The organism is Streptomyces sp. NPDC029296 (assembly GCF_055569255.1).
The window spans coordinates 68,227-89,058 of sequence record NZ_JBVHXT010000003.1 but is presented as its reverse complement, the minus strand read 5'-3'; the positions used below and the strand labels follow the sequence as shown (position 1 = coordinate 89,058).

Genomic DNA, 20,832 nt, shown 5'->3' with positions numbered 1-20,832 from the left:
GCCGGCCGGGGCAGGACGCTCCCCTTCTTCTCCCCGTGCGCTGCCCCTTGTTCGACCGCCCGTGGAAGGCGAGGACATGAACGGCGTCATGAACGGCCCAGTACTCCATGTGGTCGGCACCCGGCCCAACTTCGTCAAGGCGGCACCGGTCGTCGCCGCGCTCCGCTCGGCCGGCTGCGACCAGACCCTGGTGCACACCGGACAGCACTACGACGCCCGGATGTCGGACGTGTTCTTCCGCCAGCTGGGGCTGCCCCGGCCGGACACCGACCTCGGGGTGGGCTCCGGCAGCCACGCCGGGCAGACCGCCGACCTGCTGGTGGCCCTGGAGGCCGAGCTGACCGCCCGCGCCCCGGCCCTCGTCGTGGTCTACGGAGACGTCAACTCCACGCTCGCCGCCGCCCTGGCCGCCGCCAAGCTGGGCGTCCCCGTCGCCCATGTCGAGGCCGGGCTGCGCAGCTTCGACATGGCGATGCCGGAGGAGGTCAACCGGCGCCTGGTCGACCAGCTCGCCGGGCTGCTGTTCGCCACCAGCCCGGAAGCCGTCGGCCACCTCGCCCGCGAGGGCGCCGACCCCGCCCGGGTGCACTTCGTCGGCAACCCGATGATCGACACCCTGCTCACCCATCTGGACCTGTTCGACCCGGCCGCCGCCCGCGCCGCGCACGGGCTGCCCGAGCGCTACGGCGTCGTCACCCTGCACCGCCCCGCCAACGTCGACGACCCCGGGGCCGCCCGCGCCGCCGCCGGGGCGCTCACCGAGGCCGCCCGCCACCTCGACCTGGCCGTCCCGCTGCACCCGCGCGGCCGGGACGCGCTGCGCGCGGCCGGACTGGACGGCGCGCCCGGGGTGCACCTCCTCGACCCCCTCGGCTACCTCGAGTTCATGAGCCTGGTGCGCGGGGCCGCCGCCGTGATCACCGACTCCGGCGGGGTGCAGGAGGAGACCACCGTGCTCGGCGTGCCCTGTCTGACCCTGCGCACCACCACCGAACGCCCCGTCACCGTCACCCACGGCACCAACCGCCTCGTCGGCCCCGGCGAGCTGGTCCCCGCCCTGTGCAAGGCACTCGACGGCGCCCCGGCGGCGCCCGCGGAGGGACCGCCGCTGTGGGACGGCAAGGCCGGCCCCCGGATAGCCCGCCTGATCACCCAGTGGCTGGAGCACCATGACTGACGCCGCCCTCGACCACCCCGGCCCGCCCGGCGGCTCTCCCTGCGGCCTCGACCGGGCCGGCAGCGAACTGTTCCACGCCCTGCGGCTCGGCACCCTGCTCACCCTCATCGGCGACCTGAGCGAACCGGCCGCCCCGCTGTTCGTGCTCGACGCGGGCTGCGGCGACGGGCACGTCGCCCGCACCCTCGCCCGCTGCGGCCACCGGGTGGACGCCATCGACGCCGACGAGGAGGCGGTCGAGCGGGCCCGCGCCGCCGGCGGCGGTCCCCGCTGCGCCCTGTCCCGCCTCGACCAGTGGCGCAGCCCCTGGCCGTACGACGTCGTGCTCTGCCTCGACGTCCTCTTCCACCTCCGGGACGACACCGAGTGGGCGGCCGCCCTGCGCAACCTGGCCTCCCTGGTCCGCCTCACCGGCCGGCTCCTCGTCACCGACGCGGACACGCCCGTCCCCCGGGCCCGCGGCGGCCGTGTCCTGCACCGGCCCGCGGCCGACTACCGCGCCGCCCTCGCCCCCCTCGGACTCCACCACACCGAGTTCCGGCCGTACGGCTTCCGGGAGACCGAGGTCGGCTTCCACGTCTTCACGAGGATCCGCTGATGCGTCTGACCGATCTGCTCCACCCGCACCTGGACGGCGTCACCACGGTCGTCGACGCCACCGGCCGCGGCCTGCGCCTCGCGCCCTACCTCCACCTCCCCGACGGCGTGGCCCACCACCACGACGACGGCCGCCGCGCCCTCGGCGCGGGCGACCTGGTGCTGCTGTCGTACGGCCCCGATCCCGCCGTGCACGGCACCGAGGACGCCCTGCTCGCCGTACTGCGCCGCCTGCGGCCCGGCGCCCGCGGTCTGCTGCTGTCCGGCCACCCCGGGCCCGAACCGCCCTGGCACCGGCTGCTGGACGGCCTGGTGACCCAGCGCTGCCAGGTGCTGCGCGCCGCCCCGCTCGACTACGTCCACCTGCGCGCCGGCGTGGTGTTCACCCGCCTCGCCGCCGACGAACTCCAGCCCCCGCACGACTGGTTCGGCCGCCCGGTGGTCACGGACGGCTTCGCCACCACCTTGCGGATGGCCGGCGAGTACGTCCTGGCCGACCTCGCCGCCCGCACCCTGCGCGCCCGCCACCAGGACCTGGAACGCCGGGCCGAGGAGGCGGAACGGGCCCGGGACGCCGTCCGCGAGGACGGCCTCGCCGACCGGCTGGCCGCCGCCGTGCGGGAGAAGGAGCAACTGGCCTCCACCCTGCGCCGGACCCGCGACCGGGTCCAGGTGCTCCAGGCCCGGGTGGCCATGCTGGAGGGCTCCACCTCCCTGAGGGTGGGCCGGGCCCTGGTGTCGGCGGCCCGCTCGCCCCGGCGCGAGATGCCCGCGCTGCCCCGCGAGCTGTACGGACTGTGGCGCACGCGCTCCGCGCGCGGGCCCGCGCCCGCGACCCGGACGGCCACCGGCCGGTCCGCTCCCGTGGGCGCCGACGACCGCCTCCACCTCGCCCACCGGGCGTTCGCCGCCACACCCCGCGACCGCCTGGTGATCACGGGGGTGCTCACCGACGACACCGCCGAGGACTTCGCGGCGGACGCCGTGGTCAACCGGCCGCTCCCGCACGACGGCCCCCCGCTCGTACGGCGCACCGACCCCGACGCGGTCGTGGTCCAGCTGAGCGCCTGCACCGGATGCGGCCCCTGGGCGCTCACCGGCACCGGCATGGCTCCCGACCTCGACCGCAGGCTCGCCGAACTCCTCACCGAGGCACGGGCGCTGGGCCGGCGGGCCGTGCTGTGGCGGGACGCCCCGGCGTCCGCCGCGCCCGGCCTCGCCCAACTGTCCTGGGACGCCGTCCTGGACGCCGACACCGGGGTACGGCTGTCCCGGCTGGACGCGGGCGAGGACGGCCGGGAGCGGCTGCGGGAGGCGTTCCAGTGGGACAGCACCCGGGTGCGGCTGGCCGAGCTGGCCCGGCTGGTGGGCGCGCCCGACCCGCTGGCCGGACGCCGGGTCGCCGTGCTCGCCGCCCCCCGCGGCCGGCGCGAGGTGGCCCTGCTCGTCGCCCAGGTGCTGGGCCAGCAGCACCGCCCCGCCGAGGTGGTCGTCCCGGACCCGGCCGGCCTGGAGGAACTCGACGCCGCGGGCGTCGCCGTGCGCACCGGGCCGCCCACCGCGGCCTGGGTCGCCGACTGGACCGGCCCCGCCGAGGACCGCCCGGACACCCTGCTGCTGGACCTGCTGTGCGCCCAGGAGTACTCGGGCGCCGACGCGCTCGGCCACGCGGCCGGCGGCGCCGACTACACCTTCGTCCCCGAGCTGTGCCGGCCGCTGCTGGTGCGCCGCTCCCTGCACCTCGCGGGCGCCCCGCCCGCGAGCTGGTGCGGCCGGGGGTACCGACTGTTCGCCGTGCGCGGGAAGGAGCCGTCATGAGCCGAGTGGTACGGGCCCTGGTCTACGGCGACGTGGACCTCAACCTCATCGACGGCTCCGCCGTCTGGGCCCAGTCGACCGTGCAGGCGCTGTCCCTGGCCGGGTGCGCGACCCGGCTGGTGCTCAAGTCGCCGGTGCTCACCGGCCGGCTGACCGATCCGCTGGCCGCCCTGCCCGGGGTGAGCGTGGTCAGGCCCGCCGAGGAGGGGCTGGTCGCCGGACAGGCCGGCCGGCCCCTGTCCCCGGTGCAGGCCTCGCGCCTGCTCACCCGGCTGGACCGGGACGAGCCCTGCGACCTGCTCGTGCTGCGCGGGCGCCGGATCGTCGGCCAGGTCGTCGCCGACGGCCACTTCGACGGGCGGATCTGGGCCTATCTGACCGATATCCCGCAGTCCGCCGCCGCGATGACCGAGCGGGCGCGCACCGAACTCGGCCGCATCGCCGCCGCCTGCCGGGTGCTGCTGTGCCAGACCGAGGAACTGCGCTGCTTCCTGGAGACCTGGGTGCCCCAGGCCTGCGGACGCTGCGTGCTCTGCCCGCCCGCCGTCCCCGAACCCGGCTTCCCGGTGCCGGACCGCGACCGGCCGCACGATCCGCTGCGCCTCGTCTACACCGGCAAGTTCGCTCCGCTGTGGAACACCCTGCCCATGACCCGGCTGCCCGCCCTGCTCGCCGAGCGGGGCGTCCGGGCCGAACTCCACACCGTCGGCGACAAGATCCACGACGATCCCGGCCACCCGGAGTTCCAGGAGGCCATGCACCGGGCCCTGTACGACGGCACCCCCGGCGTCCGGCACCACGGCGGCCGGCCCCGCGAGGAGGCCATGCGCATCGCCGCCGGCTGCGACCTCGGCCTCGGCTGGCGCGACCCCCGGCTCGACGCCAGCCTCGAACTGTCCACGAAGGTCCTGGAGTTCGGCGCCCTGGGGCTGCCCGTCGTGCTCAACCGCACGCCCGCGCACGAAGCGCTGCTGGGCGGCGACTACCCCCTCTACGTTCCCGGCCCGGCCGAGCCCGAGGACGCCGCCGAGACAGTGGCCCGCGCCGCCCGCGACCCCGAGGCCCGCCGCCTCGCCGCCGACCGCTGCCGGCAGGCCGCGAGCCGGTACACCCTGACGGCCGCCGCCGGCCGCTGGCGTGCCCACCTCGACCGGGTCTTCCCGCCCGCGCCCCGCGCCGTCGCCCACCGCGCCCGCCCGCTGCGGATCGGCGTCGCCGGCCACGACCTGAAGTTCCTCACCCGGCTGCTGGACCACTTCCGCGCCCTGCCCGGACTCGACGTCCGCGTGGACGCCTGGCCCGCGCTGGCCCGGCACGACCAGGCCGCCAGCCGCGAACTCGCCGACTGGGCCGATGTGGTGGTCGTCGAGTGGTGCGGCCCCGCCGCCGTCTGGTACAGCCGCCACAAGCGGCGCGGCAGCCGGCTGGTGATCCGGCTGCACCGGTTCGAACTCGACGCCGAGTGGCCGCGGCAGGTCGACATCGACGCCGTCGACCGGGTCGTCTGCGTCAGCCCCTACTACGCCCGCCGCACCCTGGAACACACCGGCTGGCCCGCGGAGAAGGTGGTCACCGTCCCCAACTGGGTGGACGCCGACCAACTCGACCGGCCCAAGGCGCCCGGCGCCCGGTTCCGCCTCGGCATGATCGGCATCGCGCCCAGCCGCAAACGCCTCGACCTCGGCCTGGACGTCCTCGAACTGCTGCGCGCCGAGGACCGGCGCTGGCGGCTGTCGGTCAAGTCCAAGCCGCCGTGGGAGTACTGGTGGATCTGGAACAAGCCGGAGGAACGCGCCCACTACGAGGCGATCCTGCGCCGCGTCCAGACCTCGCCGCTGCTCGAAGGGGCCGTCGTGTTCGACGACTTCGGCGCCGACGTGCCCAACTGGCTGCGCCGCGTCGGGCATGTGCTGTCCACCAGCGACGACGAGTCCTTCCACCTCGCCCCGGCCGAGGGCATGGCCTCCGGCGCCGTCCCCGCGCTGCTGCCCTGGCCCGGCGCCGACGAGATCTACGACCGGCGGTGGATCCACGCGGGCCCGCGGGCGATCGCCGAGGCGATCGCCACGACCGGCGCCGGCCGGGACACCTGGCGGGCCGCCGGCGAGACGGCCCGCGCCCAGGTACGGCGCGCCTACGCGCTGGACCGGGTCGCGGCGGCCTGGACGGACCTGCTGGTGACCGGCCGGGTCACGGACGGCTGACCGCGACGGTGACCCGCGCGGCCTCACCGCCGGCCGCCCGCGCGGCCGACACCGGCGACCACCGTCGTCGCCGGGAACCGTCCCGGCGGTACCGGGACGCGGGCTCGCGCCTGTTCGCCACCTCCCGGCCCGCGCCGGGAGGTGGCAAAGGGGCGGTTACGGCCGGACGTTCCACTCCGCGATCACCGGGTGGCCGTGCTCCGTGGACAGGCGGCTGACCGTGGCCGTGGCCAGCTGGAACAGGCGGCCGTCGGCGGGCGGCAGGCCCAGGCGGCGGGCGGTGAGGACGCGCAGGAAGTGGGCGTGGGCGACGAGGACCACGTCCCCCTCGGCCAGGTCCGCCGCCACCCGGGCCAGTACCCGGTCGGCGCGGGCGCCGATCTCGGCCGGGGACTCCCCGGGGTGTCCCCCGGGGCCGGGCGGGACGCCGTCGGTCCACAGGTCCCAGTCCGGGCGGGTGCGGTGGATCTCGACGGTGGTGACGCCCTCGTAGCCGCCGTAGTCCCACTCGTGCAGGTCGGGGTCGGGCTCGGCCCCGGGTATGCCGGCCAGTTCGGCGGTGCGCAGCGCGCGGCCCAGCGGGCTGGACAGCGCGCGGGCGTAGGTCCGGCCGGTGAGGAGCGGGGCGAGGGACTTGGCCTGTTCCTCGCCGTGCCCGGTCAGCGGCAGGTCGGTCCAGCTGGTGTGCTGTCCCGACCTGCTCCACTCCGTCTCACCGTGGCGGACCAGCAGCAGGTCCCCCACGGCGGGTCAGCCCTTCTTCTCGACCGCGTGGCCGCCGAACTGGTTGCGCAGCGCGGCGATCATCTTCATCTGCGGGGAGTCGTCCTGCCGGGAGGCGAACCGCGCGAAGAGGGACGCGGTGATCGCGGGCAGCGGCACGGCGTTGTCGATGGCCGCCTCCACCGTCCAGCGTCCCTCGCCGGAGTCCTCCGCGTAACCGCGCAGAGCCTCCAGGTGCTCGTCCTCGTCCAGGGCGTTGACCGCGAGGTCCAGCAGCCAGGACCGGATGACCGTGCCCTCCTGCCAGGAGCGGAACACCTCGCGGACGTTCTCCACGGAGTGCACCTTCTCCAGCAGCTCCCAGCCCTCGGCGTAGGCCTGCATCATGGCGTACTCGATGCCGTTGTGGACCATCTTGGAGAAGTGCCCGGCGCCGACCCGGCCCGCGTGGACGTAGCCGTACGGGCCCTCCGGCTTGAGCGCGTCGAAGATCGGCCGCAGCCGGTCCACGTACTCCTTCTCGCCGCCGACCATGAGCGCGTAGCCGTTCTCCAGGCCCCACACACCGCCGGAGACACCGGCGTCGACGAAGCCGATGCCCTTGATGCCGAGCGCGGCGGCGTGCTTCTCGTCGTCCGTCCAGCGGGAGTTGCCGCCGTCGATGACGGTGTCGCCGGGGGAGAGCAGGTCGCCGAGTTCGTCGATGACGGTCTGGGTGGCGGTGCCGGCCGGGACCATCACCCACACATGGCGGGGCGCGTCGAGCTTCTCGACCAGTTCGGCGAGGCTCTTGACGTCGGAGACGTCCGGGTTGCGGTCGTAGCCGATGACGGTGTGGCCGGCGCGGCGGATGCGCTCGCGCATGTTGCCGCCCATCTTGCCGAGACCGATGAGACCGAGCTGCATGATCAGTTCTCCGATGCGTTCTTGAGAGTGCGGTAGGCGGCGACGAGGGCCGTGCTGGACGGGTCGAGACCGGGCACGTCGGCGCCCTCGGTCAGCGCCGGTTCGACGCGCTTGGCGAGGACCTTGCCCAGCTCCACGCCCCACTGGTCGAAGGAGTCGATGTTCCACACCGCGCCCTGGACGAACACCTTGTGTTCGTAGAGGGCGATCAGCTGGCCGAGCACGGACGGGGTCAGCTCGGTCGCCAGGATCGTGGTGGTGGGGTGGTCGCCGCGGAAGGTGCGGTGCGCCACCTGCTCCTCGGCGACGCCCTCGGCGCGGACCTCCTCGGCCGTCTTGCCGAAGGCGAGCGCCTGGGTCTGGGCGAAGAAGTTGGCCATCAGCAGGTCGTGCTGGGCCTTGAGTTCCCCGCTCAGTTCGCCGACGGGCCGGGCGAAGCCGATGAAGTCGGCCGGGATCAGCCTGGTGCCCTGGTGGATCAACTGGTAGTAGGCGTGCTGCCCGTTGGTGCCGGGCGTGCCCCAGACCACCGGGCCGGTCTGCCAGTCCACCGGGTGGCCGTCGCGCTGCACCGACTTGCCGTTGGACTCCATGTCGAGCTGCTGGAGGTAGGCGGTGAACTTCGACAGGTAGTGCGAGTACGGCAGCACCGCGTGCGACTGGGCGTCGTGGAAGTTGCCGTACCAGATGCCCAGCAGGCCCAGCAGCAGCGGCGCGTTGGCCTCGGCAGGCGCGGTGCGGAAGTGGTCGTCGACGAGCCGGAAGCCGTCGAGCATCTCCCTGAACCGGTCCGGGCCGAGGGCGATCATCAGGGACAGGCCGATCGCGGAGTCGTAGGAGTACCGCCCGCCGACCCAGTCCCAGAACTCGAACATGTTGTCCGTGTCGATGCCGAAGCCGGCGACCTTGCCGGCGTTCGTGGACAGCGCCACGAAATGCTTCGCCACGGCCTTCTCGTCGCCGTCGAAGGCGTTCAGCAGCCAGGACCGCGCCGAAGTGGCGTTCGTGATCGTCTCGATCGTCGTGAACGTCTTGGACGCGACGATGAACAGCGTCTCCGCCGGGTCCAGGTCGCGGATCGCCTCGTGCAGGTCGGCCCCGTCCACGTTCGACACGAACCGGAAGGTCAACTCGCGCGCGGTGTAGGGGCGCAGCGCCTCGTAGGCCATCGCCGGGCCGAGGTCGGAGCCGCCGATGCCGATGTTGACGACATTGCGGATCGGCCGGCCGGTGTGCCCGGTCCACTCGCCGGAGCGGACCCGGTCGGCGAAGCCGGCCATCCTGTCCAGCACCGCGTGCACCTTGGGCACCACGTTCTCGCCGTCGACCTCGATCACGGCGTCCCGGGGGGCGCGCAGCGCGGTGTGCAGCACCGCCCGGTCCTCGGTGACGTTGATTTTCTCGCCGCGGAACATGGCGTCCCGCAGCGCGAACACACCGGTGGCGGTGGCGAGTTCCTGGAGCAGGGCCAGGGTCTCGTCGGTGATCAGGTGCTTGCTGTAGTCGATGTACAGGTCGCCGACCCGTACGACGTACCGCCCGGCGCGGCCGGGGTCCGCCGCGAACAGCTCGCGCAGGTGCGGGCGGCCCTGGGCGCGGTGGTCGGCGAGGGCCGTCCACTCGGGGCGGTGGGTGAGCTTCGGGAACTCTGCCATCTCAGGCGTTCTCCTTGGGGGCCTCGCCCGTGAGGGCGATGGCGTACATCTCGTCGGCGTCGAGGCGGCGCAGCTCCTCGGCGATGAGTTCGGAGGTGGCGCGGACCTTCAGGGCGAGGGTGCGCGGCGGCTGGCCGGGCAGGGTCAGCGTGGCCAGCGGGCCCTCGGGCCGGTCCACGACGATCTCGCCGTTCCCGGTGCCGAGGCGGACGGCCGTCACGAACGGGCCGGCGCTGTGCACCCGGTCCACGGACACCTTCAGGCGGGCCTGGAGCCAGCGCGCGAGCAGCTCGGCGCTGGGATTCTCGGCCTCCGCCTCCACGGTCGCCGACGTGATCGGCACCCGGGCCTGGTCCAGGGCGGCGGCCAGCATCGACCGCCACAGCGTCAGGCGGGTCCAGGCCAGATCGGTGTCGCCGGGCGCGTAGCAGCGGGCGCGGGAGTCCAGGACCTCCAGCGGCCGGTCGACGGCGTACAGGTCGGTGATGCGGCGCTGGGCGAGCGCGCCCAGCGGGTCCTTGGCGGGGGCCTCGGGGGCCTCCACCGGCCACCACACGACGACCGGGGCGTCCGGCAGCAGCAGCGGCAGCACCACCGAGTCGGCGTGGTCGGACACCTCGCCGTAGGTGCGCAGCACCACCGTCTCGCCGGTGCCGGCCTCGGAGCCGACCCGTACCTCGGCGTCCAGCCGGGAGTGGGTGCGGTCGCGCAGCGTGCGGGCGTGCCGCTTGATGACGACCAGGGTCCGCGAGGGGTGTTCGCGCGAGGCGTCCTCGGCGGCCTTGATCGAGTCGTAGGCGTTCTCCTCGTCCGTGACGATGACCATCGTCAGGACCATGCCCACGGCGGGCGTCCCGATGGCGCGGCGGCCCTGCACCAACGCCTTGTTGATCTTGCTTGCCGTGGTGTCGGTCAGGTCGATCTTCATGGCCTGCGCCAGCTCCGTCCGTCTCGTGCGAGCATCTCGTCGGCTTCCCTCGGTCCCCAGCTGCCCGACGCGTACTGCGCGGGCCTGCCGTGTGCCGCCCAGTACTCCTCGATCGGGTCGAGGATCTTCCAGGACTCTTCCACTTCCTGGTGGCGCGGGAAGAGGTTGGCGTCGCCGAGCAGCACGTCCAGGATGAGCCGCTCGTACGCCTCCGGGCTCGACTCGGTGAACGACTCGCCGTAGGCGAAGTCCATCGACACGTCCCGGATCTCCATCGAGGTGCCCGGCACCTTCGACCCGAACCGGACGGTCATGCCCTCGTCGGGCTGGACCCGGATGACGATGGCGTTCTGGCCCAGCTCCTCGGTGGCGGTGGAGTCGAACGGGGAGTGCGGGGCCCGCTTGAAGACGACCGCGATCTCGGTGACCCGGCGGCCCAGCCGCTTGCCGGTGCGCAGGTAGAAGGGCACCCCGGCCCAGCGGCGGTTGTCGATGCCCAGCTTGATCGCGGCGAAGGTGTCGGTCTTCGACTTGGGGTCGATGCCGTCCTCCTCCAGATAGCCGACGACCTTCTCGCCGCCCTGCCAGCCGGCCGCGTACTGACCGCGCACGGTGTGCCGGCCCAGGTCCTCCGGCAGCCGTACCGACTTCAGCACCTTCAGCTTCTCGGTGAGCAGCGCCTCGGCGTCGAACGCGATCGGCTCCTCCATGGCGGTGAGCGCCATCAGCTGGAGCAGGTGGTTCTGGATGACGTCACGGGCGGCGCCGATGCCGTCGTAGTACCCGGCCCGGCCGCCGATGCCGATGTCCTCCGCCATGGTGATCTGCACGTGGTCGACGTAGGACCGGTTCCAGATCGGCTCGTACATCTGGTTGGCGAAGCGCAGCGCCAGGATGTTCTGGACGGTCTCCTTGCCGAGGTAGTGGTCGATGCGGAACACCTGGTCCGGCTCGAACACCTCGTGCACGATCGCGTTCAGGTCGCAGGCGCTCGCGAGGTCGTGCCCGAACGGCTTCTCGATGACCGCGCGGCGCCAGGAACCCTCGGGCGGGTTCGCCAGACCGTGCTTCTTCAGCTGCTGCACGACCTTCGGGAAGAACTTCGGCGGCACCGAGAGGTAGAAGGCGAAGTTGCCGCCGGTGCCCCGGGAGGCGTCCAGCTCGTCGACGGCGTCCTTCAGCTGCTTGAAGGCGGTGTCGTCGTCGAAGTCGCCGGGGATGAACCGCATGCCCTCGGCGAGCTGCTGCCACACCTCCTCGCGGAACGGGGTGCGGGCGTGCTCGCGCACGGAGTCGTGGACGACCTGCGCGAAGTCCTGGTCCTCCCACTCGCGGCGGGCGAACCCGACGAGGGAGAAGCCCGGCGGCAGCAGGCCCCGGTTGGCCAGGTCGTAGACCGCCGGCATCAGCTTCTTGCGGGACAGGTCGCCGGTCACCCCGAAGATGACCAGGCCCGACGGCCCGGCGATACGGGGCAGGCGGCGGTCGCGGGCGTCACGCAGCGGGTTCGCCCAGTCGGCGGCCGGGATCACCGGCACCGGCACCTGCTCGGATGCCTGGGCGGCGGGGGCGTTGTCGGTCATCGGGCGTCAGCTCCCTTGCTCTTCAGGGACGTGGCGACGGCGTCCAGCAGCTCCTGCCAGGCCGCCTCGAACTTGGCGACGCCCTCGTCCTCCAGCTGCTGGACGACCTCGTCGTAGGAGATGCCGAGCCGCTCGATGGCGGCCAGGTCGGCGCGGGCCCGGTCGTAGCCGCCGGTCACCGTGTCGCCGGTGATCTCGCCGTGGTCGGCGACGGCGTTCAGGGTGGCCTCGGGCATGGTGTTGACCGTGCCGGGCGCGACCAGCTCGTCCACGTACAGGGTGTCCTTGTACGCGGGGTCCTTCACGCCGGTGGAGGCCCACAGCGGACGCTGCTTGTGGGCGCCCGCCTCCTGGAGGGCCTGCCAGCGGCCGGAGGTGAAGACCTCCTCGTACGCCTCGTAGGCCAGACGGGCGTTGGCGAGGGCCGCGCGGCCCTTGAGGGCCACGGCCTCGTCGGTGCCCAGGGTGGTCAGCCGCTTGTCGATCTCGCTGTCCACGCGGGAGACGAAGAAGGACGCCACCGAGTGGATCGTGGACAGGTCGACGCCCCGCTCACGGGCCTTCTCCAGGCCGGCCAGGTAGGCGGCCATGACCTCGCGGTAGCGCTCCAGGGAGAAGATCAGGGTCACGTTGACGCTGATGCCGAGGCCGATCACCTCGGTGATCGCGGGCAGGCCGGCCTTGGTCGCCGGGATCTTGATCATCACGTTGGGGCGGTCGACCAGCCAGGCCAGCTGCCTGGCCTCGGCGACGGTGGCCCCGGTGTCGTGGGCAAGGCGCGGGTCGACCTCGATGGAGACCCGGCCGTCCCGGCCGTCGGTGGCGTCGTACACGTCCCGCAGGACGTCGGCCGCGTCGCGCACGTCGGCGGTGGTCATCATGCGTACGGCCTCGTCGACCGTGACGCCGCGTACGGCGAGGTCGGCGAGCTGCTCCTCGTAGCCCTCCCCGGAGCCGATGGCGGCCTGGAAGATGGACGGGTTCGTGGTGACACCGACGGCGCTTCCGCTCGCCACCAGCTCGGCGAGGCCGCCCGAGGTGATCCGCTTGCGCGACAGGTCGTCCAGCCAGATCGACACGCCCTCGTCGGCGAGGCGCTTGAGGGCTCCCGGGGTCGCGATTGCTTCGGTCACTGTGCTCATCTTTCTACTTCTGCGTCGGTATCGGGCGCGGTGTGCGCCGGTAGGGGGCGCGCCGCGCGCCTCGACGGGAGGCGCGCGGTCGCGTGGGGGTCAGGCGTGCGCGGCGGCGAGCGACTCGCGGGCCGTCGCGGCGACGTTCTCGGGGGTGAAGCCGAACTCGGCGAACAGGGTCTTCGCGTCCGCGGAGGCACCGAAGTGCTCCAGGGAGACGACGCGGCCGGCGTCGCCGACGTAGCGGTACCAGGTCAGGCCGATCCCGGCCTCCACGGCGACCCGGGCCTTCACGGCGGGCGGCAGCACCCGCTCGCGGTACTCGCGCGGCTGCTCCTCGAACCACTCCACGGACGGCATCGACACCACCCGGGTGCCGGTCCCCCCGGCCTCCAGCAGCTCGCGCGCGGCCACGGCCAGGTGCACCTCGGAGCCCGTCGCGATGATGATCACCTCCGGGACCTCCGTCGAGGACTCGCGCAGGACGTAGCCGCCCTTGGCCGCGTCCTCGTTCGGCGCGTAGACCGGCACGCCCTGGCGGGTCAGCGCGAGCCCGTGCGGGGCGGGGTGCGTGGCGTGCCTCTTCAGGATCTCGGCCCAGGCGATCGCGGTCTCGTTGGCGTCGGCCGGGCGGACGACGTTCAGCCCGGGGATGGCGCGCAGCGAGGCCAGGTGCTCGACCGGCTGGTGGGTGGGGCCGTCCTCGCCGAGGCCGATGGAGTCGTGCGTCCACACGTACGTCACCGGCAGCTGCATCAGCGCCGACATCCGCACGGCGTTGCGCATGTAGTCGGAGAAGACGAGGAAGGTGCCGCCGTAGATCCGGGTGTTGCCGTGCAGGGCGATGCCGTTCATCTCCGCGGCCATGGAGAACTCGCGGATGCCGAAGTGCACGGTACGGCCGTACGGGTCGGCCTCGGGCAGCGGGTTGCCCGCCGGCAGGAAGGAGCTGGTCTTGTCGATGGTGGTGTTGTTGGAGCCGGCCAGGTCGGCCGAGCCGCCCCACAGCTCGGGGACGACGGGGCCCAGGGCCTGGAGCACCTTGCCGGAGGCGGCGCGGGTCGCGACCGACTTGCCCTCCTCGAAGACGGGCAGGGCGTCCTCCCAGCCCGCGGGCAGCTCGCCCTTGCTCACCCGGTCGAACAGCTCGGCCCGCTCGGGCCGGGCGGCACGCCACTCGGCGATCCGCTTGTCCCAGGCCGCGTGCGCCTCGGCGCCCCGGTCCAGGGCCCGGCGGGTGTGCTTCAGCACCTCGTCGGCCACCTCGAAGGTCTGCTCCGCGTCGAAGCCCAGCAGGCGCTTGGTGGCGGCGACCTCCTCCTCGCCGAGGGCGGAGCCGTGGGAGGCCTCGGTGTTCCGCGCGTTCGGGGCGGGCCAGGCGATGACCGTGCGCATCGCGATGATCGAGGGCCGCTCGGTCTCGGCCCGCGCGGCCTTCAGCGCCCGGTACAGGGCGGGGGCGTCGATGTCGCCCTCGGCGGTCGGCTCGATCCGCTGGGTGTGCCAGCCGTAGGCCTCGTACCGCTTCAGCACGTCCTCGGAGAAGGCGGTCGCGGTGTCGCCCTCGATGGAGATGTGGTTGTCGTCGTAGAGGAAGACCAGGTTGCCGAGCTTCTGGTGGCCGGCCAGCGAGGACGCCTCGGCGGAGACGCCCTCCTGGAGGTCGCCGTCGGAGACGATCGCCCAGATGGTGTGGTCGAAGGGGGAGGTGCCGGCCGGCGCCTCCGGGTCGAACAGGCCGCGCTCGTAGCGGGCCGCCATCGCCATGCCCACGGCGTTGGCCACGCCCTGGCCGAGCGGGCCGGTGGTGGTCTCCACACCGGCGGTGTGGCCGTACTCCGGGTGACCCGGCGTCTTCGAGCCGTGCGTGCGGAACGCCTTCAGGTCGTCCAGCTCCAGCTCGTACCCGGCGAGGTAGAGCTGGGTGTAGAGGGTCAGCGAGGTGTGGCCGGGGGAGAGGACGAAGCGGTCGCGGCCGGTCCACTCGGGATCCGCCGGGTCGTGCCGCATCACCTTCTGAAAGATCGTGTACGCGGCAGGTGCCAGGCTCATCGCGGTGCCGGGGTGCCCGTTGCCCACCTTCTGCACCGCGTCGGCCGCCAGAAGCCGCGCCGTGTCCACGGCACGCCGGTCGAGGTCGGTCCACTCGAAGCCGTCGGAAGTCTGCGTCGTCATCTTCAAGAAGTCCTCGTTGAGTGCGGGATAGCTGGCCTGACGTGTTCAAACTTAAAAGTCTGACTTTTTCGAGGAAAGGTCGGGGTGTGTCAGCCTGTGGTGAATCTGGGACAGTGATCGCACCACAGGAACGGTACGAAAAGGACATGGCGGGCATGATGGGCCAAGCGGGCGGCGACGGGACCGGCGGCGACGGGATCAGAACCTTCCCCTTCCCGGCCGAGCTGGCCGTCGGTGGCGTCGGCATGCAGGTCGGCCCCATGGGCACCGACCGCACCTGGCACGCCGAGGCCCCCCTTCATCGCGTCCACCGCATCGACTTCCACGTGGTCATGCTCTTCACCGGCGGCCCCGTACGGCACATGATCGACTTCGCCGAGTACGAGGCCGGCGCCGGCGACCTGCTGTGGATCCGCCCCGGACAGGTCCACCGCTTCTCCCGGGAGTCCGGGTACCGCGGAACCGTCCTGACCATGCAACCCGGCTTTCTGCCCCGCTCCACCGTCGAGGCCACGGGCCTGTACCGCTACGACCTGCCGCCGCTGCTGCACCCCGGCCCGGCGCAGCTCGCCGCGCTCCAGGCCGCCCTCGACCAGCTCCGCCGGGAGTACGAGGACACCGCCACGCTCCCGCTCAGTCTGCACACGGCCGTCCTGCGGCACGCGCTGACCGCGTTCCTGCTGCGCCTCGCCCATCTCGCCGCCAGTTCCGCCGAGACCTCCCCGCAGCACGCCGACAGCACCTTCACCCGCTTCCGGGCCGCCGTCGAGCAGGGCTTCGCCGCCAACCACAGCGTCAGCGCCTACGCCGACGCGCTCGGCTACTCCCGGCGCACCCTGGTGCGCGCCGTCCGCGCCGCCACCGGCGAGACCCCCAAGGGCTTCATCGACAAACGGGTCGTCCTGGAGGCCAAGCGCCTCCTCGCCCACACGGAGATGCCGATCGGACGCGTCGGGGCGGCCGTGGGCTTTCCCGACGCGGCCAACTTCTCCAAGTTCTTCCAGCTGCACACCGGTCAGACGCCGGTGGCCTTCCGGGCGGACCTGCGCTGAGGCCGGGCGCGGGTGCGCGTTCGCGGTGCCGTGCGTTTCCGGCCAACCGCCCTACCGTCTATTGACTACCGATTGACCATCTCTTTACCTTCGTTGGCGACGGGCGAGCTTCCGCACCTTGGGTCGTCTGTGCATGCAGAAACGTTAAATCTCGTACGTTCCGGAGGTTTCCCATGGACCAGCTCATCAAGCGCATGACCGAGGGATCCGTGTGGCGGAGGTGGGTCGCCGTCAACTCCGCCGAGGGGGCGAAGGACGGCTGCATCAGTGCCGCGCCCAAGAGCGGCTGCATCAGCGTCACGGCGAAGAGCGGCTGTATCTCCCGCTGACGTCCGGGCCGCTCCGCCGACCCCGGCCTGCCGGCGCGCCGGCAGGCCTCCGCCTTCGCCGCCGACACCGCCCCGGAGAGCCCGTGAACCGCATGCCGAGCGCCGATGTCCTGGAGCAGGTGCGTGACATCCCGATCTACCGCGCCTCCGTCGAGCGGGGCCACTTCCCGATCCTGGAGAAGCCGGAGATCGCCCGGGGCTTCCCCGACAACTGGATGACCGAACGACTGGCCCGCGCGCTGGAGACGGGGGAGGCCGAGTTCGTGCTGTCCACGGGCACCAACCACGCCCGTATGCAGCTCATCCGGCCGCCCCTGTTCCTGCTCCGCTCCTACTACCGCCTCTGGCGCGAGCACCCCGAACTCGGCGCCCTGTGGCACGAGGGGGCCCGGCGGGTCTCGCTGACCACCGTGCTGGCCACCGAGCACGTCGCCCGCGTCAACGCCCGCAGGCCCGGCGCGACCCCCGGTGAACGCTGGCTCGACGACCGCACGCTGTACCTCAACCGCCGCCTGGACCCGGCCGACTGGGACCGCGAGGACGTCGAGCGCATGCTCGGCGAGATCCGGGACGTGGCCCGCGCCCACCCCGACGGCGCCTACCTCCTGGACTGCTCCGGCTACCACCTGGCCCACCTCGTCCGCGCGGTCTCCGCATGGGGCCTGTGGGACGGCTTCCCCCGCCCGGCGGGCATCGTCCACGCCTACGAGTACACCCCGCTGAACGTCCGGACCTACCTGCGGTCCCACTTCGACTGCCCCGTGGTCGACCTCTTCGGCAGCACCGAACTCGGCTACCTCTTCTACAGCGACGCCGGGGGCGGCTACCGGCCCTACCTGACGGACATGAGCGTGGAGCTGATCCCGGTGGCCCCGGGCAGCGGCATCCACAGCCTCATCGTCACCAGCGTCCGCAACCCGTACATGCCGCTGGTGCGCTACCGCTCCGGCGACTGCGTCCGCACCCGCGACGGCAGCGCCGACCCGGAGCGGATCGTCTCCTTCTGCGGACGGGAGAAGGAACTCCTGCCCACCCCCGAAGGCCCCGTCGCCCAGGCCGACCTCGACGGCCGCATCGCCGGGGTCGGCGACCGCGTCTTCCTCCACCGACTGCACCTGACCGGCGAGGACGCGTGCCGGCTGGCGTACACCACCTTCGACGGCGTACCGCTCGCCCCCGACGAGACCGCCCGGCTCGCCGCGTCCGTGACCGCCCTCACCGGGCGCTCCTGCCGGGTCGAGCACCGCGCCCGCATCCCGATCGGGCGCTCCGGCAAGTACTCCTGGCTGGCCACGCCCGGCCCGTCCTGACCCGCGGCCCGCGGCGACCCCCCCCGCCCGGGGCGCGGGCGCACCCGCCCGCGCCCCGGCCACGACCCCCGACAGGATCCCCATGCCCACGTCCGCAGCGCCCGTCCCCTCCGGCACCGCCGCCGAACCGGCTCCCACCGCGGAGGAACTGCTCGGTCCCGCCCTGCACGACGAAGTGGTCCGGCACTTCCTGGCCGAGCCCGGCAGTCCCCCCGAAGCCGTCGTACGGCACCAGGTCCGCGAGTGCCTGCGCTTCCTGTACCTGGTCTCCCGCCACCCCGGCCGGCTCGGTGGCCTCTTCCTCCCCGTCGAGCAGCACATCGACGAGATCTGGCACTACCTCATCCTGCAGACCCGCGAGTACCGGGAACTGTGCGAACAGCGGCTGCCCGGCGGCCGGTTCATCCACCACCGGAGCATCTCCTACGCCGACTACCAGGAGACTCCCGGCCGGGCCGCGGCCGCCGAGGAGGCACTGCGCTGGATCCCCCTCTACACGGCCGCGTTCGGCCCCTTCGACGAGGACGCCGTGCCGCACTGGACGATCGTACGATTCCTGCGCGACGAACTCGGCCTGTCCCTGGCGGAGATCGCGGCGCCGGCCGGCGCCGAGCGGACGTCCGGCCCGCCCGCGCGGGCGGCGGACCCGGACCCGGTGCGGACGGGCGCGTGACCGGGACGGTACCGCTGAGCGCCAGGCCGGCCCCCTCCCGGGCACCGGGCCGCGCGCTGACGGTGCTCGTCGTCTCGCAGGTGCTCGGCGGTGCCGGCATGGCGGCCGGCATCACGGTCGGCGCCCTGCTCGCCCGGGACCTGTTCGATTCGACGAGCCTGTCGGGGCTGCCGGTCGCCCTGTTCACCACCGGCGCGGCCCTCGGAGCCGCGGTCCTCGGACGGGTCTGCCAGCGCCGGGGCCGCCGCGCCGGACTGGCGCTCGGCAACGGCGTGGCCGCCGCCGGCAGCACGGGGGTGGTCGTGGGCGCCGCGGCCCACTGGCCCGTCCTGCTGCTGGCCGCGCTCTTCGTGTACGGGGCGGGCACGGCCACGGGGCTGCTCGCGCGCTACGCGGGCGCCGAGCTGGCCCCGCCCGAGCGGCGCGGCCGTGCCACCGGCACCGTGCTGTTCGCCATGACCCTGGGCGCGGTCGCGGGCCCGAACCTCGTCGGCCCCACCGGCGCGCTCGCCCACGCCTGGGGCATCCCGCGACTGGCCGGACCGTTCCTGCTGGCGACGGCCGCCTACACCGCGGCGGCCCTCGTGCTGCTGGTGTGGCCGCGCCCCCTCCCGCCGCCCCCGGCCGCGGACGGCCCCGGTGCGGGGGCGGTGCCGGGCGCCGGGCCGCACCGGACGGCGCGCGGGGTCTCCGGCGTCGTCACCGGCGCCACCGTGATGATCACCGCGCAGCTGGTGATGATCGCCGTGATGACGATGACCCCCGTGCATCTGACCGGCCACGGCCACGGAACGCAGACCGCCGGTCTCGTCATCGCCCTGCACGTGGGTGCGATGTTCCTGCCGTCACCGCTCAGCGGCCTGCTCGCGGACCGGACCGGTGGCCGGCCCGTGGCGGCGGCCTCCGGTGCCGTCCTGCTGCTCGCCGGACTGCTGGCGGGCCTCGCCCCGCCCGCCTCCGCCGCCCTGTCGGCGTGCGCGCTCGTCCTCCTCGGTGCCGGCTGGAACCTGGCCCTCGTCGGCGGGTCCACCCTGCTCACACGGGCCGCCCCCGCCGAGACCCGCGCCACGGTGCAGGGCCTGGCCGACGTCGGCATGTCCGTGGCGGGTGCGACGGGCGGCATGGTGTCGGGCCTGGTGGTGACCGGCGGCGGCTACCCGTTTCTGGCGGTGGCGGCGGGGATCCTCGCCCTCGCGGTGATCCCCGCGGTGGCGCTGCGCGGCGCACCGCCCCGGCCGGCAGGGTGACCGCGGCGCTCACGCCTCACGCGGCGCTTCCCCGGCCCGGCTCCCGCGTCGGCGTGTCACCGCGGACGGTGTGACTCGCTCACGCGTCGGGCGGGTGGGCGTCCGTCCGGGCCGCGGCGCCGGGCGGCGGCGGGCGCAGCAGGCTGAGACCGACGGAGACGGCCAGGACGACGGTGATGACGGCCAGGCTGAGCAGCGAGGGGATCTCGGGCACCGAGCCGCTGATCGTCTTGTGGGAGGCCTGGAGGACGAGTTTGACGCCGATGAAGGCGAGGATGAGAGCCAGGCCCTTGCCGAGGTAGTGGAAGCGGTCGAGCAGGCCGGCGAGCATGAAGTACAGCGCACGCAGCCCGAGGACGGCGAAGGCGTTGCTCGTGTAGACGATGAACGCGTCGTTGCTGACGGCCAGTACGGCGGGCACGCTGTCGACGGCGAAGACGAGGTCGGCGGCCTCGATCGCGGCGACGACGGCCAGCAGCGGCGTGGCGACGCGCCGGCCGGCTTCCCGGACGAAGAAATGCGTGCCGGCGTACTCCTCCCGGACGGGAACGACCCTGCGCAGCAGGCGTACGGCGATGCTCCTGCCGGGGTCGAAACCCTCGTCCTCCTCTTTGAGGATCTTGTAGGCGCTGTAGAAGAGGACGGCCGCGAAGACGAACAGCACGGCCGTGAAGCGGCTCACCACGGCCACGCCCGCGGCGAGGAAGACGGCGCGGAAGACCAGGGCGCCGAGGACACCGAGGAACAGCACACGGTGCTGGTAGGTCCGCGGCACCCTGAAGTACCCGAAGATCAGCGCGAAGACGAAGAGGTTGTCGACCGACAGGCTCTTCTCCAGCAGCCACGCGGTCGTGTACTCCACCCCGGCACCCGTCCCGACCACGAGGAAGACGACGGTGCTGAAGGCCACCGCCAGCCCGGCCCAGACCCCGCTCCAGGCGGCGGCCTCGCGGAACCGGATGACATGGGAGTGCCGGTGCGCGAGCAGGTCCACGGCCAGCGACACCAGCACGGTGGCGGCGAAGACCATCCAGAGCCACAGCGGCACACTGTGCACGGTTCCGCCCCTTCCGGCGCGACAGACCGGTCGTCTCTTCCGAGTCTGAGGGATGCGGCGACGGCCGGCCTCCCGGCACATCACGTCCGGCGCGCGGCCGGGGGCGGGACCCTTCCCCGCCGGCCGCTCGGCGCACAGGCCGGGTCGGGCCCGGGACAGCCGGGCCGCGGGGGGGGGGGGGGGGGGGGGGGGGGGGGGGGGGGGGGGGGGGGGGGGGGGGGGGGGGGGGGGGTGGGGGTGTAGGGAGTGATGGTTCTCTCTTTTC

17 protein-coding genes are annotated in these 20,832 nt (G+C 73.4%); 9 read left to right on the top strand and 8 right to left on the bottom strand.

The window, feature by feature from the left end:
* The first annotated feature begins 88 nt into the window (after window positions 1-88).
* From wecB to ACZ4W9_RS03425, 4 genes are read left to right on the top strand one after another with little or no spacing between them, the layout of a single operon-like run.
* Window positions 89-1,177 carry a non-hydrolyzing UDP-N-acetylglucosamine 2-epimerase gene (gene wecB, locus ACZ4W9_RS03440; RefSeq protein WP_467932864.1) on the top strand — a complete coding sequence of 363 codons (1,089 nt, stop codon included), beginning with the start codon at window positions 89-91 and terminating at the stop codon, window positions 1,175-1,177.
* On the top strand, window positions 1,170-1,775 hold the full coding sequence (locus ACZ4W9_RS03435; RefSeq protein ID WP_467932863.1) for a class I SAM-dependent methyltransferase: 606 nt from the start codon (window positions 1,170-1,172) through the stop codon (window positions 1,773-1,775). Before wecB ends, ACZ4W9_RS03435 begins: the two co-directional genes overlap by 8 nt.
* Window positions 1,775-3,592, top strand: a complete 1,818-nt coding sequence (locus ACZ4W9_RS03430) for a hypothetical protein (RefSeq protein WP_467932861.1) — start codon at window positions 1,775-1,777, stop codon at window positions 3,590-3,592. The genes ACZ4W9_RS03435 and ACZ4W9_RS03430 overlap by 1 nt, the downstream gene beginning before the upstream one ends.
* A complete protein-coding gene (locus ACZ4W9_RS03425) occupies window positions 3,589-5,796 on the top strand; it encodes a glycosyltransferase (protein ID WP_467932859.1) in 2,208 nt (735 codons plus the stop codon). The genes ACZ4W9_RS03430 and ACZ4W9_RS03425 overlap by 4 nt, the downstream gene beginning before the upstream one ends.
* A 156-nt stretch (window positions 5,797-5,952) precedes the next feature.
* Here ACZ4W9_RS03425 and ACZ4W9_RS03420 read toward each other — a convergent pair whose 3' ends face one another.
* From ACZ4W9_RS03420 to tkt, 7 genes are all read right to left on the bottom strand, one after another.
* Window positions 5,953-6,540, bottom strand: a complete 588-nt coding sequence (locus ACZ4W9_RS03420; protein ID WP_467932858.1) for a histidine phosphatase family protein — start codon at window positions 6,538-6,540, stop codon at window positions 5,953-5,955.
* Window positions 6,541-6,546: 6 nt separating this feature from the next.
* A complete protein-coding gene (gnd, locus tag ACZ4W9_RS03415) occupies window positions 6,547-7,425 on the bottom strand; it encodes a phosphogluconate dehydrogenase (NAD(+)-dependent, decarboxylating) (RefSeq protein ID WP_467932857.1) in 879 nt (292 codons plus the stop codon).
* A gap of 2 nt (window positions 7,426-7,427) precedes the next feature.
* Window positions 7,428-9,080, bottom strand: a complete 1,653-nt coding sequence (gene pgi / locus ACZ4W9_RS03410; RefSeq protein WP_467932856.1) for a glucose-6-phosphate isomerase — start codon at window positions 9,078-9,080, stop codon at window positions 7,428-7,430.
* A gap of 1 nt (window position 9,081) precedes the next feature.
* The gene (gene opcA / locus ACZ4W9_RS03405; RefSeq protein WP_467932854.1) at window positions 9,082-10,008 is read right to left on the bottom strand and encodes a glucose-6-phosphate dehydrogenase assembly protein OpcA; all 927 of its coding nucleotides are present in this window, start codon (window positions 10,006-10,008) and stop codon (window positions 9,082-9,084) included.
* Entirely contained in the window at window positions 10,005-11,591 is a 1,587-nt protein-coding gene (gene zwf / locus ACZ4W9_RS03400) for a glucose-6-phosphate dehydrogenase (RefSeq protein ID WP_467932853.1), read from the bottom strand. Before zwf ends, opcA begins: the two co-directional genes overlap by 4 nt.
* Window positions 11,588-12,733 (bottom strand): transaldolase, encoded by a 1,146-nt coding sequence (gene tal, locus ACZ4W9_RS03395; RefSeq protein ID WP_467932851.1) that lies wholly within the window; start codon window positions 12,731-12,733, stop codon window positions 11,588-11,590. The genes zwf and tal overlap by 4 nt, the downstream gene beginning before the upstream one ends.
* Window positions 12,734-12,823: 90 nt before the next feature.
* Entirely contained in the window at window positions 12,824-14,899 is a 2,076-nt protein-coding gene (gene tkt / locus ACZ4W9_RS03390; protein WP_467932850.1) for a transketolase, read from the bottom strand.
* Window positions 14,900-15,045: 146 nt separating this feature from the next.
* Here tkt and ACZ4W9_RS03385 point away from each other — a divergent pair, with 146 nt between their 5' ends.
* From ACZ4W9_RS03385 to ACZ4W9_RS03365, 5 genes are all read left to right on the top strand, one after another.
* Window positions 15,046-15,951 carry a helix-turn-helix domain-containing protein gene (locus tag ACZ4W9_RS03385; RefSeq protein WP_467933112.1) on the top strand — a complete coding sequence of 302 codons (906 nt, stop codon included), beginning with the start codon at window positions 15,046-15,048 and terminating at the stop codon, window positions 15,949-15,951.
* Between the two features lie 173 nt (window positions 15,952-16,124).
* Window positions 16,125-16,280 (top strand): hypothetical protein, encoded by a 156-nt coding sequence (locus tag ACZ4W9_RS03380; protein WP_467932849.1) that lies wholly within the window; start codon window positions 16,125-16,127, stop codon window positions 16,278-16,280.
* A gap of 92 nt (window positions 16,281-16,372) precedes the next feature.
* Window positions 16,373-17,590: a hypothetical protein gene (locus tag ACZ4W9_RS03375; RefSeq protein ID WP_467933110.1), complete on the top strand. Its 1,218-nt coding sequence runs from the start codon at window positions 16,373-16,375 to the stop codon at window positions 17,588-17,590.
* 82 nt (window positions 17,591-17,672) lie between these two features.
* On the top strand, window positions 17,673-18,263 hold the full coding sequence (locus tag ACZ4W9_RS03370) for a glycine-rich domain-containing protein (RefSeq protein WP_467932848.1): 591 nt from the start codon (window positions 17,673-17,675) through the stop codon (window positions 18,261-18,263).
* Complete coding sequence (locus ACZ4W9_RS03365) at window positions 18,260-19,510, top strand: MFS transporter (RefSeq protein ID WP_467932846.1); 1,251 nt, start codon at window positions 18,260-18,262, stop codon at window positions 19,508-19,510. Before ACZ4W9_RS03370 ends, ACZ4W9_RS03365 begins: the two co-directional genes overlap by 4 nt.
* A 79-nt stretch (window positions 19,511-19,589) precedes the next feature.
* Here the strand turns inward: ACZ4W9_RS03365 and ACZ4W9_RS03360 are convergent, their stop codons facing one another.
* Window positions 19,590-20,567 carry a TerC family protein gene (locus ACZ4W9_RS03360; protein ID WP_467932845.1) on the bottom strand — a complete coding sequence of 326 codons (978 nt, stop codon included), beginning with the start codon at window positions 20,565-20,567 and terminating at the stop codon, window positions 19,590-19,592.
* Window positions 20,568-20,832 lie beyond the last annotated feature (265 nt).